This is a genomic window from Candidatus Magnetaquicoccus inordinatus (assembly GCF_004217665.1).
GTDB lineage: Bacteria > Pseudomonadota > Magnetococcia > Magnetococcales > Magnetaquicoccaceae > Magnetaquicoccus > Magnetaquicoccus inordinatus.
Genome location: NZ_RXIU01000009.1, coordinates 25,822 through 40,375 on the forward strand (window position 1 = coordinate 25,822; position 14,554 = coordinate 40,375).

The window sequence follows — 14,554 nt, forward strand, 5'->3', positions numbered from 1 at the left end:
AGCAAACAGATTCATCAACAGCCACGCCCATGCCTTGCCTGGATCATAATCACCAATGCGTTAAGCATAGTCTTGACGAGCACCGCTCTACAAGGATAAGATAGCGCGTTTTTAGTGAATCATCCAGCACAATCATCCCTGATTAGTAAAAAGGAACCCATTATATGGCCAAGAAAGCGACCCTTGGCGGCAAGCCCCCGCAAACTGGAAAAAATGTCTCTCACTCGCATCGCCGTACCAGTCACCAATGGCTGGTTAACATGCAGGAGCGTTCGCTGTATAGCGCAACTTTAGGAACCTTTGTGCGCTTGTCGTTGCCCTCCTGTGTCCTGCGTACCATCGACCATGTCGGTGGTCTGGACATCTATTTGCTGACCTGTCCTCCTGATCAGTTGGAACGCCCCGTGCGCCAACTGCAAAAATTGATCGGTCAACGGCAAGCTGCTGCTGCCAACGCCTGATTGATTGTGATTCGGTTTTCTGCCCCGTTGGTGTTGCGCAAGGCAGCCACTGGGGGCAGAATCCTTATCAAGGAGATCCCTCTGTAACAGCATGGATGGAGGGATCTCCTTGTGGGTAGAGTGGTCAAGAGAGGCCCAGAAAATAACGGATCATCTCGGTGCCGGGATTGAATTGCCGTGACCCGGTTTGCAACAACCGCTCATCATAGGCCGTATTGCTGTCTGCCTCAATTCCCGTGCCAAACATGGCAAAAGGTACCGGATCAGAGTTGTGGGTGCGCGTGGCAACCGGAGTAGGATGGTCCGGCAAGGCAACCGCCCGAAAATCTCCCCGCTCGGCCAAGCTCTGCAACACCGGACCAATCAGACGTTGATCATAATCTTCAATTGCCTGAATCTTATAATCCAAGCGTCCCGCATGGCCCGCTTCGTCGGGAGATTCGACATGCACAAAAAGAATGTCATGACGAGTCAGACCATCCAGACAGGCCCGTGCCTTGCCTTCATAATCGGTATCAATCCAGCCCGTTGCACCGGGAACATGAATCACTTCAAAACCGATATGGGTGCCAATGCCGCGCATCAGATCGACCGCCGAAATCATCCCCCCGGAGAGGCCAAAACGCTCCCGAAAAGGTTGCAACAACGGTTTGGTGCCATGTCCCCATAACCAGATACTGGTAGCCGGTTTTTCCCCGCGCTGGCGTCGCGCCTCGTTGACAGGATGATCGGCCAACAACGGCCAGGAGGCCCGCATCAAAGCCGCAATCGGTTCGGCATCCTCACCATGTGGCAAATGAGCAAAAATCTCTTTGCCCGTAATATCATGCGGAGGTACAGAGCTGACCTTTTGCCGTCCATTGCGCCAGACCAGCAAATGACGGTAACTGACCCCGGGATAAAATTGAAACTCTTCACTGCCCAATTGGTCGTTGATATGGCGAATCAACTCTGCCGCCATCTCGGTCGAAATATGACCCGCAGAAAAATCATCCATAATCCGATTGTCCTCAGCGAGGGTCACCAGATTACAGCGAAACGCCACATCCTGCTCTCCCAAGACCACTCCCATGGCCGCTGCTTCCAAAGGGCTGCGGCCAGTATAACTCTGCGTGACATCATATCCCAATACACCCAGATTGGCGATGTCACTGCCCGGATAATAACCGGCTGGTGTATTCAACGACCAACCGCCGATCCCTTCCCGGACCATGCGGTCCAGATTGGGGGTACGGGCAACCATCAAGGGTGTGCGACCATCCAGCTCAGCCATGGGTCGATCACTCATTCCGTCGCCCAAAAAAATTACATACTTCATTATCTTCTCCATCCATGCCTTCGTCAGTACCCGGCGAGTCGGGGGGATTGCTTGCCACCAGCCGACTGCCGGGCGCGACGCTTGCCTGTGCGGGGTTGCTATTTGCGCAGCAGATCTTTTACCACTTCGCGCTCGCTGCGCAACTCGTCCAGAACAAAGTTAAAACGCTCATGTGCCCATGGGGTGAAGGTCAACCCTTCCACGACCTCTTTCGTGCCATCCACCAGGGTGCGCATCGGATACCCAAAAATCAGACCGGGATCAACCCCATAAGTTCCTTCTGAACGAATGGCTGCCGAGTAGCAGTCACCTGCCGGTGTGGCATGGATCAAGGAGGAGACATGATCCAGAATGGCAGCGGCGGCTGATGCCGCGCTGGAGAGACCGCGCGCCTTGATGATGACCGCTCCCCGTTCCTGTACTGATTTGACAAAGGTATCCCTTAACCATGTCAAATCATTGATCACCTCTATGGCCGGATGGTGATTGATGCGGGCATTTTCAAAATCGGGATATTGATTGTTGGAATGGTTACCCCACACCACCATATTGGTAATTGCAGAGACCGATACCTCTGCTTTTTTTGCCAAGGCAGCAGAGGCGCGATTTTGATCCAGACGCATCATCGCCGAAAAACGATCTGCCGGCACATCACTGTTGTTCATGGCAATCAGACAGTTGGTATTGCAGGGATTACCTACCACCATCACCCGCACGTCATCTGCTGCTTTATTGAGGGCCTGTCCTTGTCCCACAAAAATCGGACCATTGACACGAATCAGGTCCGCCCGTTCCATACCCGGACCACGCGGACGGGAACCCACCAACAACGCCCAGTTGATGCCATCAAATGCCACATCTGCTTGATCAGAAATATCAATTCCAGCCAGGCTCGGAAAGGCGCAATCTTCCAGTTCCATCACCACACCGGTCAAAGCGGTCATCGCCTGGGGAATTTCCAGCAAGCTTAAATGCACCTGTTGTTCCTTGCCAAATAGTTGGCCGGAGGCAATGCGAAACAAAAGATTGTAGGCAATTTGGCCGGCAGCACCGGAGACCGCAACACGAATCGGTTTGGACATAATTTTCTCCCAGGCATGAAGATGGATGAGCAAAAGAAAATCATTTATATTTGAAAAGATAAAACTGCTTATTGTTTTCGCAACCTTGCAGGGAAAAGCTCTCCCTTGCACTTGCAGGATGACCTACCTGCAGGAAATTGGCAAGTGCTCTCCTCCTTTCCGAGGGCAAGTTATGTGGAAAGTGTCTGCTCTGAATCGACCAGTGTTGGTGCGCGAAAAGGGTTAAAAGGGACGCCTGGTTAAATTGCCCAAACCGCCGCGCATCATCCCTTTTTGTCCAATGCGCCCCAATCGTTTCATCAGGGTTTGCGCTTGTACAAACTGTTTGAGCAGTTGATTGACATCCTGCACCGTGGTGCCGGATCCTTTGGCAATCCGTTTTTTGCGTGAGGCATTGAGAATCATATGCTTGCGTCGTTCCTGCAGCGTCATGGAAAGAATGATCGCCTCGGTCTTTTTCATCTGTGCTTCGCCTGCCGAAAGATCCTGACCTTTGATGGCCTGTTTGACCCCTGGAATCATATTGACCAGATCAGAGATGGAACCCATCTTTTTGACTTGGCTCATCTGGGCCAAAAAATCTTCCAGAGTGAAAGAGGAGTGTTGCAATTTTTGCTGCAGTTTGGCTGTTTCGGCCAGATCCACCTTGGCCATGGCAGTTTCCACCAGGGTCAAGACATCACCCATGCCCAGAATGCGTGAGGCCAACCGTTCGGGATGAAATGCCTCCAGTTTGTCGAGAGCCTCGCCAGTTCCCAAAAATTTGATCGGTTTGCCGGTCACCTGGCGGATGGAAAGTGCTGCGCCCCCACGGGCGTCTCCATCTGTTTTGGTTAGAACAATGCCGGTAATATCCAATTGTTCATTAAAACTGCGTGAGACTGTCACCGCATCCTGACCGGTCATGGCATCGGCGACCAGCAATATTTCTACCGGATCAATATGTTTCTGGACGGTTTGCAACTCTTGCATCAACTCTTCATTGATATGCAAACGACCGGCGGTATCCAAAAAGAGCACATCATAGCCACCATTGCGTGCCATATCCAAAGCGCGCAGGGCAATGGCCAGCGGTTTTTCACCGGCCACAATCGGCAGGGTGGCCACATTGACCTGGTTGCCCACCGTTGCCAGTTGCTCCATGGCCGCAGGGCGGTAGACATCCAAAGAGGCCAACAGACATTTTTTCCGCTCCTTCTCCCGCAACCAGGAGGCCAGTTTGGCGGTGGTGGTGGTTTTTCCCGAACCTTGCAAACCCACCATCATCACCACTGCCGGGGGCTGGGTAGCCAACTGCAAGCGGCTGTTTTTCTCCCCCATCAACTGTACCAACTCCTCATACACCACCTGAATCACCTGCTGTCCAGGGGTAAGGGAGTCCAACACCTCTCGACCAATCGCCTTTTCGCTCACCCGAGCAATGAAAGCTTTGACCACGGCCAAATTGACATCTGCCTCCAGCAAGGCCATCCGCACCTCGCGCATGGCCTCTTGAATATTGCTTTCATTCAGACTGCCACGACCGCGCAATTTTTTGAAAACTGCCTCAAAACGATCAGAAAGGGCGTCAAACATGGTCAAATTCCTAGCAAAAATACAGTGGATGACTGTTTCAACGGGGCTGAGAACCAGCAACTACAGGATGATTGAGTAGTCGCCATTCAGCAATCGAACCGTCATATAAACGCACGTGCGTAAATCCCAAATAGCGCAACAATAACCAGGTATGGGAAGCGCGATGGCCGGTTTCACAATAGGTGATGATCTCCTGTTGCGGATCCTGCAGACCCACTTGTGCCAGCAGGCGCAGCAACCTCTCTCTCTCTTGCAAACGCGGATCAAATTGGCTGTGCAAGCTGTCCATCCACTGAAAGAGACGGGCACCCGCAATATGGCCATGCGGAGGGCGGGAGGTTTGCCCCTGATACTCCTGCACCGAACGTGTATCAAGCAGGCAAACCGTTGCATCCTCTTTTGCTGCGTCTAAAACATCTCTCTCCTCCGCCTGCCATTGCGGGTTGGGAGCTGCAAAATAGAGTGTTGCCTGTCGGGGGCTCATTTGTCCGGTCATCGGTCTGTTTTCCCGATACCAGACCCCCAATCCTCCATCGAGAACCGCCAGTGCCGGATGGCCCAGAGTGGCCAGTGTCCAAAGCGCACGTGCTGCATCAGCACCTCCTGCGGTGTCATAGATCAAAACCGGATTTTCCCGGTTGATACCCAACTGACCAAAACGTTCACACAAATAGTCGCTTTCCGGTCGCATGGCCGGCACCCCATCCCGTTGGCAGACCAAATCGCCGTAAGAGAGTAACAATGCGCCAGGAATATGAAATTGCGGATAATATTTTTCACCACCAATTTGCAGAATGCGCAGCCCTTCATCTTGTAAATGTTCGGCCAACCAAGCCGTATCGACAAACAAAGAGGGAAAAGGGTTATCCGCTGGCACGGAAGTCAATGTGCTCATATCGCTCCTGTCAAATACTGGACCATCATTGGTAAATGCTTTTGTTGGTGCCCATCGCTTGCATTGTCCATCCTAGTTGCTTGGCTCATGGGGGGCGGGGTTGGGTAGGGAGGTCTGAATCTGCAAAAACTCCGGTAGATGCAGCAAAAAGAGGTCAACCAATGTGGGATCAAAAAGTGTTGCACGATTCTGGGTGATAAAATCAATGATCGTATTGATTTTCCATGATTTTTCATAATGACGATCATGTGAAAGTGTATCAAAAACATCGACCAATGAGGTGATGCGGGCAAAAATGGGAATCTCTTCACCAGCCAAGCCATTGGGATAACCTTTGCCATCCCACTGTTCATGGTGCATTCCGGCGATGATGGCGCCTGCTTGCAAGACCCGTTGTTTGTTGTTTTTGAGCAGACGTGCTCCCACATCGGTGTGCGCCTGCATAATGGCCCACTCCTCTGGAGAGAGGCGACCCGGCTTGGTCAGGATGGTGTCAGGAATGGCAATCTTACCCAAATCGTGCAGGGGTGCTGCCAACCAGATCAGCTCCGCCTCTTCATCAGACAACCCTGCCAGTCTGGCCAATAAACGAGCCGACTCCGCCACCCGGCGTAAATGAAACTCTGCTTGCTGGGAGTGTGAATCAACCGCCGCCCCCAGGGAAAAGGTCAGCTCTTGTTGCGTCTCCAGCATCTCCTGATTGGCATAGGCATTATCGAATGCCAAAGAGACATTGTTGGAAAATATGGCTATCAGCTTTTTATCCAGGGCATTGAGCGGTTTGCTTCCTTGCAAAAAGAGCAGATTCAACGAGCCATTGCGGGTGCGAAAATAGCCCACATAGACATTTTCCTCACAAAAACTCTCTTGGCGCTGCAGGGCTCTTTCCACCAGGGCAATCACCTGCTGATTGGAGGTTTCTTGAACGGTTTTGCCTATCAACTCTTCATAGAGTCCGGTTCCCGCATAAAGAGTCAGGCTTTCATTGTTGTCTGTGGCAGCAAAACCAGCCGGATGCACATACAATGCTCCCTCTTCCAGTTCCAGCAGAGCCACCAGTTGAATCAAAATACCGGTGGCCAATTTTTTTAACGACTGCATTTCAAACAGACTTTGTGTGGCGAGAATAATCTTTTCCAGACCGCGACGATTCTCCTCAATAATTTTCAAGTCGCGATAGGCGCGCAACGATGCGGTCACGGCTGTCATCAATTTTTGCGAGGTCAGTTCGGTTTTTTCTTTGTAATCATTGATGTCATAACTGGTAATCACCTTTTGTTCCGGAGCGCGGCCCGGTTGACCAGTACGCAGAATGATGCGGACAAAGCGATTGCCCAAGCGGTTACGGATATAATCGACCGCTTCCAAACCAGCCTCTTCCCGCTCCATCACCACATCCAGTAACAATACTGCGGTGTCGGGATTTTCTTCCATCAGCCGTTTGGCTTCCTGTCCGGAGTGGCCGAAGAGAAATTCCAATCTTCGTCCCTCGAACTGATAATCTCGCAACACCATATGCGTCAGTGAATGGACATCATTATCGTCGTCGATGACCATCACTTTCCACGGCAGATGTGCGGCCGCATCCTCTTGTTCGGCGGCAGGGTCATTCACAAATACCAGTCGATCTTGATCCGTTGTCATCTAACCCTCACATAGGCTTGCAGAAGGGAAATGAAGTTCATGACGGCTTTCCTGGCCGGGGCTCTTCTTGCTTGTCATCTAACCCTCACTGCGACTTTCGGAAGGGATATGAATTTCATAACGGGTTCCCTGGCCGGGGCTGCTGCTGCATTGAATGGATCCCTTCAGCACCTGGGTCACCAGATTATAGACAATGTGCATCCCCAGGCCTGTCCCTCCGCGATGGCGCGCGGTAGTAAAAAAAGGCTCAAAGAGGCGGGCACGATCCGCCTCTTTCATGCCGCAGCCATTATCGGAATAACAGAACAATATGTCACCCTCTGTTACCACTACTTCGACAATTATTTTTCCCTCCTCTTCGGGAAGGAAGGCATGTTGCAAAGAGTTGACCAGTAGATTGGTGATGATTTGGGAAAACACACCAGGAAAGCTGTTTATTTCCAAATGCTCCGGGCAGAGCACTTCCACTTGGATGTGGGTGTGTTTCAAACGGGGACGCAAGCTGAGCAATACATGATGGATATAGTCATGCAAAGCAAACAGACGCCGCTCTTCACTGGTACGATCGACCGCAACCAGTTTGAAACTGCGAATCAACTCTGCCGCACGCGCCAAATTTTGCGAAATCATCTCCGTCGATTCACTGAGATCACGGAAAAAATTTTCCAAATCCGATTTGCGCAAATTGCCTTGCTCAAACAATTGACGGCACTCTCGACCACGTTGTTCGAGAAAGGAGGCTGCCGTGAAGCCGGTCCCCACTGGCGTATTGATTTCATGGGCGACTCCTGCGACCAGGCTGCCCAACGAGGCCATCTTTTCCGCTTCCATCAACTGGGTTTGCGTGCGTTTGATCATGATCAGCGATTGTTCCAACGCCTCATTGTTTTGTTGCAACTCCAGTTGCCGGGCAGCCTCCTTGATGCGCGACTTGGCAATTTTATTGGTCATCCAATAAAACTGCTCGGCCATCACCAGCAACTGGTCTCCAGATGCCACCTTTTTTCGTTTGAGACCCAGTCGGTCAATGGCTGTTCCCAACATGCGTTCTGTAAAATCTTGGATTCTCTTGGCAATAAAAAAAACCAAGAGCAAAAATATGGCCGCAATAAATAAATAGCCAATGGTGCGTTGGTGTCGTTCGGCACGGACAATTTGTTCACTGGCGGCAGCCAAAGCGGACAACGGTTCCAAGGTGGCAAAATGGATGGGAACATCGATGGCAAAGCTGTAATCCAGGAATTTTTTACCAAAAATGGAATAATTTTTAGCGAGTTGCTCAAGTGGCATCCCTTTGCTGATCACATCCGGCTGCGTCGAGGCAATCACCTGGTTGCTCTCTCCGTGGATGAAGGCGACAGCACTTTGTGTTTCCGACAGGGTACGGAACAGGGAGAGAAAATCATGATTCAATGGCGCATAAAAGACCAACAGCGCCTTGGGTTCGCTGAGCGGATTGCTGCCATTTATTCCAGACAGGGTCAATAAAAAGATCTCACCCTGGTTGTCACTGGCAATATGGGTATAGTCTTCAGAGCGCAACAGACGGGATAGCGTTGTCGCCAATTCTGTTTCTGATAACGGTGCCAATCCCTCATCACGAACAAACTGTTCGCGCAGTCCCCCTTTGGCATCCAGCAGGAGAATATAGGGGGCCGCCACCCAACCACGCATCACTGAGCGTGGCGGTAACCAGGGGGGACGATTTTCGTGATTCCAGTGTTTTATTTGTTGGGGAGCGCTTTGCCACTCTGCATTTTTTTCATCCACATAGCGCACAAAAGGGGTCAATTGCGCCAGTAAACGGACCGCCTGCTCTTGTTGGCGGATATAATCATCAAAAATTAATCGATCTTTTTCTGCTTGTTGTTGCAACTCTTCCAGCATCTTTTCATGAAACAACTCACGAATGCGTGCCGATTGCCACCAATCCAAGGTTCCCCAAAAAAATATTCCCAACAGCACAGTGAGTACCAACGCTTTGCTGGTCAACGGTGTATGACGCCAGACTCTTCTCCACAGCAGCCGAAAACCAGTCAATTCTTGTGGCATCATGGCTCCCCGATCAACTCATTTCCTCTGAATTGCCAACCTTTTTTGCGCAATTCAGTGGCGGGAACCAAACGCAAAGAGGGATCCACGCGACCGGCATTGGCCATTAGATATTCGACCAGTTGTTGTGCTTTGCCATTTGCCAGATGCTCGGCACTCCACGTGGAAACATTATAGACCCAATAAAAGGGATAACGCCCCTCTTTCAGAGTGTTGGTATCTGTTGGATCCTGCCCATCAATGGCAATCGCCCTGACTTTGTTATTGAAGCGCGGATCGTTCAATAACTGCCAGTTTTCCAAATACCCAATCGTGCCAGGATGTTTGGCTACCGTGGTAACCATATCCAAAATGGTTCCCACCTCATTGATGCGTGAGCCAAACTGCTCTTCATTATCCAGAATCAACCGCCAGTGACCGGGGCGAATTTTACAATGCAAGCGGGTGACTGGGCGCACCAGCAACTCTTTCGGATAGTGTTTGCCAATATTTTCCAAATGTGACCAACGACTGATTTTGCCGCGATAAATATCACGGACCTCTGTTGCTGTAAGCTGTTGCAGCGGATCTTTGTCATGGACCAGAATTGCCAAAGGAGAAATACCGATGGTATGCCATTGCAAACCGGGCAGACGATCCACCTTGGCCGCCGGACAACAGGAACCGCCAATATCTACCTCCTTGCGATTGATTCCTTCAGCCGCCGGACCGCAGGTTCCCTCTCGTACCGAGACATTGATTCGCTGATTGCGCGCAAACTCCTGTATCAGTGGCAGCAATCCCGGATAAATATTTTGATCCAGCAATAAAACAACCTCTGCTCCTAGATCCTGTTCCCGATAACGGATCGGCTGTTTTTGCCACTCTTCTGATTTTTCAAGAACCTCATCGGGATGGGAAAAGGCAGGACCACGCAAGGTGGTCGGTACAATATGTTCCGCATGCAGCTCCTTCTGCCAGAGACATACAGCCAGAATGAGCAGGAGGAAACTTAGCCAACCATTTATGCTTGAATTTGTTTTATACCGTTTCATTGATGTGACTTCCCTTCCACCCAGGCTCTGACCAGGCGCTGCGACTCTGCCAACTGATTTCTGGTCAGACGATGTCCTAAACGCTCCCGCTCTTTGACGGCAGCACGATAGCCACTCCTGGCCGAAAGAGTATACCAGGCGTGTGCCGCAGCAGGATCCTTGCCCGATGCAATTCCTTCTTCCAACACCATACCCAGATTATGTTGTGCCTCGGCATGACCCTGTTCTGCTGCCAAACGATACCAATATTCCGCCTGTTGCGGATCCTGCTCGATGCCATCGCCATACGCATAGAGTGTACCCAGATGGTTTTGTGCCTCGGCATATCCCTGTTCGGCGGCCATTTGAAACCAGAGTACCGCCTCGGCGCTATCACTGGCCACCCCTCGACCATCACGATAGAGAATACCTAACAGATTTTGTGCCTGTGGATCGTTGCGACTCACCGCCTTGCGCAACCACTGCACCGCTTCACCGGCATTGCTGGCGATACCCTCCCCACTCAGCAGGCGCTGCGCCAACTCTATCTGGGCTGCCAATTCACCTTGGCGTGCAGCCTGCCGACACAATTTTTGGGCCTGCAGCTCATCCTGTTTGACTCCTAAACCTTGCCAAAAGAGCCGGCTCAAATGGTAGCCCGCTTCTGCACACCCTGCCTCTGCGGCTTGCCGATAATAGCGCACAGCCTCCGGCCAGCTTTGTGTCACGCCATTGCCGGTCGCATAACAGTGAGCCAACTGCACCATAGCCAAATGGTGTCCCTGCTCTGCCGCTTTGCGATACAAGGAGAGCGCCTCTTTGTGGTCCTGGGTGACTATCCGACCCGCCTCATACCACTGCCCCAACTGATATTGCGCCCCTTTATGTCCCTGCGCGGCTGCCCGGCGAAACCAAAGCAGCGCCTCTTTATCCTCCTGTCTGACACCATGACCATGGACATGACACTGGCCCAGGTTATATTGCGCAATGGCATGACCCTGTTCAGCAGCCAAACGAAACCAGTGGGCAGCTTGCGCATCATCCCGTTCCACACCTTTGCCGCTGCGGTAGAGATTGCCTAAATTATTTTGGGCGTTGGCATGCCCTTGTTCTGCAGCCGCACGATACCATCTGTATGCCTCCAGTGCATTCTGCTCGACCCCTTCTCCTTCCGCATAGCGGGCGGCCAAGGCCGCTTGGGCGCCCGCATGACCCGCCTCTGCAGCCAGTCGATACCAATGCAGCGCTTGCGATATATCGACAGCGATACCCTGACCTTTGCGATAGGCGTTGCCTAAGGCAAAACGCGCCTCGGCATGGCCTGCTTCGGCCGCTTTGCGGTACCAGCGCAAGGCGACTCGTTCGTCGCAGCCAATACCCACACCCTTGGCATAGGCATGCCCCAAATAATAGCAGGCATCGCGATCATGTTGCTCAGCAGCCTTGTAAAACCAAAAGACCGCCTCGGCATCATTGCGCTCGATACCTTCCCCTTGTGTATACAGTAAACCCAGTTGTCGTTGCAGAGCAGCATCACCCTGTTCAGCCCCCTTGCGCAGCAGAGTCAACCGTTCACTGGCGCTGGAGAGAGTTTGCGCATGCTCGGCGCGCAGTTGTGCCAAAGCCTTGCTGGCGGCACGATGACCCTGCTGGGCCGCCTTCCCTAACCATTCGGCGGCCAGGGTAAGATTTTGCACAACTCCTTCTCCACTGCGATACATTTGTCCCAGACTGAACTGGGCATCGGCAGCACCTTGCTCTGCTGCCTGACCATACCAGAATGCTGCTTGCGCAGGATCCGGGTTGATGCCTTGACCATTGTAAAAAATGTGTCCGACAAAGAGTTGATGTTCAGGATTGCCTTGCGCTGCGGCCTGGCAATACCAGTAGAGTGCCTGTTGACCATCCGCTTCCACCTCTTCGCCATCGCTGTAGAGGTCGCCCAGCCACAGTTGTGCCTCCAGCAATCCCTGTTCGGCAGCCATTCGCGCCCAATTGCCTGCTGCTTCAGGATCAGCCTCCAGACCATTACCCTCCTGACAGGCGACAGAAAGGGCCCATTGGGCAGCAGGATCTCCTTTTCGGGCGGCATTGAACAGTTCGTGCACAGGGGGGGCAGGATTTTTGTTGCCAGACATACTCACTCCCGGATGGCCGGAAACCATTTTTAGATCATAATGGAATATATTGATTTATATCTTTTCAAAAGGGTATTGGCAAGCACAGGCAGCATGGCCAGCAGGAGCAGAAGCAGAAACAGCTCCAAAGAGAGAATATCTGCGGGATGATGGAGTTGGCTGAGGCGACTGCCTGCCTGAACATAGAGCATGGTGGCAGCCAACATGCCTATCTGACTGACCAGATAGAAGGTGCGTAGAGGGATGGGGGTCAAACCCATCAACAGGTTGACCAGAAAGGAGGGGATGATCGGCAGCAGGCGCAAGCTCAACAGGTATACGGCCCCATCACGGGCAAATCCCTCCTGTATGGGATGCAACTCTTTTCCCCAACGTGCTTGCACCCAATCGCGCAGCAGATGACGCGACAATAAAAATGCCATGGCACAGCCGATACTGGAGGCAAAAGAGACCAACAGCGTTCCCAAGGCCAAACCAAACAATGCTCCGCCAGCAAGCATCAACAGGGTTAATCCGGGCAACGATAAGGCGGTCATGCTCATATAGCTGAGAAAAAAAAGCAGTGCTGTACCGATTGGATAGAGCTGATAAAAGGCTTGCAGCTTTTGATAGAGCTCTTTCAGGTTTTCCAGGGTCAACAGATGTTGCAGCAGTCCGCCGAGCGCGAGCAGCAACAGCAACACCACCATCCCTTGCCATGAAATTTTCATCTGCCGGTCGTTCAGGCAGCCAAAGCGCCGCCACAGGAGGAGCCACAACCGGCGGTACAGGCAAAACAGTGGTTGCCGGTGACAATCGAACGATGCGCCAGTTGTTGCGGGTCATAATCGGGTTGCAGTTCTTGTGCTGGCACATTGGCAGGCCAACCCAGGGCCAAATTAAAATCGCAATCAAAGAGCGCTCCATCCCAGCGAATGGAGATCTGTTTGCGACACATCAAAGGTTCCAAGGTGGCCGGATTAAAACTGTTGCGCAACAACTGCCCATAGCGCTCTTCCTCTCCTGAGCGCCGCAGTTCCGCTTGAAAACGACCAATCGGCATATTGGTCATCGTGTACAGACGGTGAAAGTGGATGGCGTGCATCTGCCACAAGCGCTGCCGATACTCCTCTTCCAGACGTTGTTGATTGGGAGGCAGAAAGGCTTTGCCCGGATTATAGACCAGATGCAGAGGCAAGTGATCCTCGCGACCATATCCCAGTTGATTGAGTTTGTGCAGCGCTGCAATCGTCTGTTGATAGACCCCGCTGCCCCGTTGGGCATCGACATTTTCTGGCAGATAACAGGGGAGCGATGCGATAATGGTGACCTGATGGGCGCGCAGAAAGGCGGGCAGGGTAGCCATTTGCGGATCCTCTTCCATCAAGATGGCCAGGTTGCTGCGCAGTTGCACGGCCACCTGCCTGTGATGAAGATTTTCAATCAGGGTGCGCAATAGTGGATGATATTCAGGGGCTCCCCCAGTCAGATCCACCTCCCGGCAGCCACTCTTATCCACCAGGCGCAATACCCGCTCCATTACCGCCCAACTCATGCTTTCCGAGCGACGCGGCGAGGCCCCCAGATGACAATGTTGACAGGAAAGATTGCAACGCAGGCCCAAATTGAGTTGAATCACCTGCAAGCCAACAGTGGTCAACTGTTTTTGTGCCAGATAAGGACGAACGGTGTCCAGGAAGGTGCTTGCGCAGGACATGGCAACCGCCAATCATGTAGGTAGGTTTTGGCTGGAAGCTCTCCCTGGCTGGGGCTTGCCGATGCGGCAAGCCCCAGCAGCACAGGGGAAACAGGATCAATCAGGCTTTGCCGCTCTCTTCAGCGACAATCAGCCATTTGCCATGCTCTTGTTGCAAGGAGAGGCTTTTCTTGACCTTATCCTGATAGGATTTGCTCCGATAGCCTTGCACGAAGGTTGCTTTGGCATGGTTGGCATCCTGGAGTGCAATCTGCAACTGTTCGATGGTGATGCTGATTGCACCGGCTGCCTGGATGGTTTTACGACGTTGCGCTTCCCACTCTTTGCGATTGGCAAACGCGGCGGAACGAAAATCGGGGGCGTAACAGGCCAGATAACGATCCACCTTGTTGCCCGACCAGGCACTGGCCCAGGCATAGACCGATTGTTCCACCGCATCACGGGCTGCAGAGGCTGTGGCTGTTGGTAGCCGTTCCGGCAACCATTCGACAGTACCATCTTCGATATGGTAGAGGGCTCCCACCATTTTTAATTTGCCATGCTGTTCCAGATGGGTCAATTCGGCGCTGTTTTCCCGCAGATCGTGCAAGGATTGATAGACATTTTCCCGAATGGCATCGACAACCAGGGCCTCTCCACTCAGACCTTTGGCTTTGGCGCGTTCGGCAGCGGGAACAATA

General features: G+C 52.3%; 12 protein-coding genes. 1 reads left to right on the forward strand and 11 read right to left on the reverse strand.

What is annotated here, in order from left to right; translation table 11 throughout:
• The first annotated feature begins 164 nt into the window (after window positions 1-164).
• Window positions 165-461, forward strand: a complete 297-nt coding sequence (gene rpmB / locus EJP87_RS01765; protein ID WP_130470145.1) for a 50S ribosomal protein L28 — start codon at window positions 165-167, stop codon at window positions 459-461.
• A 124-nt stretch (window positions 462-585) separates the two neighbouring features.
• Here the strand turns inward: rpmB and EJP87_RS01770 are convergent, their stop codons facing one another.
• The 11 genes from EJP87_RS01770 to EJP87_RS17585 all read right to left on the reverse strand — a co-directional run.
• The gene (locus EJP87_RS01770) at window positions 586-1,779 is read right to left on the reverse strand and encodes a cofactor-independent phosphoglycerate mutase (RefSeq protein ID WP_130470146.1); all 1,194 of its coding nucleotides are present in this window, start codon (window positions 1,777-1,779) and stop codon (window positions 586-588) included.
• Window positions 1,780-1,877: 98 nt separating this feature from the next.
• A complete protein-coding gene (locus tag EJP87_RS01775; protein WP_130470147.1) occupies window positions 1,878-2,861 on the reverse strand; it encodes a malate dehydrogenase in 984 nt (327 codons plus the stop codon).
• Between the two features lie 222 nt (window positions 2,862-3,083).
• Window positions 3,084-4,436 carry a signal recognition particle protein gene (ffh, locus tag EJP87_RS01780; RefSeq protein WP_130470148.1) on the reverse strand — a complete coding sequence of 451 codons (1,353 nt, stop codon included), beginning with the start codon at window positions 4,434-4,436 and terminating at the stop codon, window positions 3,084-3,086.
• 37 nt (window positions 4,437-4,473) lie between these two features.
• Window positions 4,474-5,331 carry a sulfurtransferase gene (locus tag EJP87_RS01785; RefSeq protein ID WP_130470149.1) on the reverse strand — a complete coding sequence of 286 codons (858 nt, stop codon included), beginning with the start codon at window positions 5,329-5,331 and terminating at the stop codon, window positions 4,474-4,476.
• A gap of 72 nt (window positions 5,332-5,403) precedes the next feature.
• A complete protein-coding gene (locus tag EJP87_RS01790; protein WP_130470150.1) occupies window positions 5,404-6,975 on the reverse strand; it encodes a response regulator in 1,572 nt (523 codons plus the stop codon).
• Window positions 6,976-7,053: 78 nt separating this feature from the next.
• Window positions 7,054-9,030 (reverse strand): sensor histidine kinase, encoded by a 1,977-nt coding sequence (locus tag EJP87_RS01795; protein WP_130470151.1) that lies wholly within the window; start codon window positions 9,028-9,030, stop codon window positions 7,054-7,056.
• Entirely contained in the window at window positions 9,027-10,061 is a 1,035-nt protein-coding gene (locus EJP87_RS01800; protein WP_130470152.1) for a substrate-binding domain-containing protein, read from the reverse strand. The genes EJP87_RS01795 and EJP87_RS01800 overlap by 4 nt, the downstream gene beginning before the upstream one ends.
• The gene (locus EJP87_RS01805) at window positions 10,058-12,178 is read right to left on the reverse strand and encodes a tetratricopeptide repeat protein (RefSeq protein ID WP_193771059.1); all 2,121 of its coding nucleotides are present in this window, start codon (window positions 12,176-12,178) and stop codon (window positions 10,058-10,060) included. The genes EJP87_RS01800 and EJP87_RS01805 overlap by 4 nt, the downstream gene beginning before the upstream one ends.
• A gap of 29 nt (window positions 12,179-12,207) precedes the next feature.
• Window positions 12,208-12,888, reverse strand: coding sequence for a TVP38/TMEM64 family protein (locus EJP87_RS01810; protein ID WP_130470154.1), 681 nt, complete (start codon window positions 12,886-12,888; stop codon window positions 12,208-12,210).
• An 11-nt stretch (window positions 12,889-12,899) separates the two neighbouring features.
• On the reverse strand, window positions 12,900-13,874 hold the full coding sequence (gene arsS / locus EJP87_RS01815; protein ID WP_130470155.1) for an arsenosugar biosynthesis radical SAM (seleno)protein ArsS: 975 nt from the start codon (window positions 13,872-13,874) through the stop codon (window positions 12,900-12,902).
• Between the two features lie 100 nt (window positions 13,875-13,974).
• A partial coding sequence (locus EJP87_RS17585) for a L,D-transpeptidase Cds6 family protein (protein WP_320412205.1) occupies window positions 13,975-14,554 on the reverse strand: 580 nt, incomplete at its 5' end.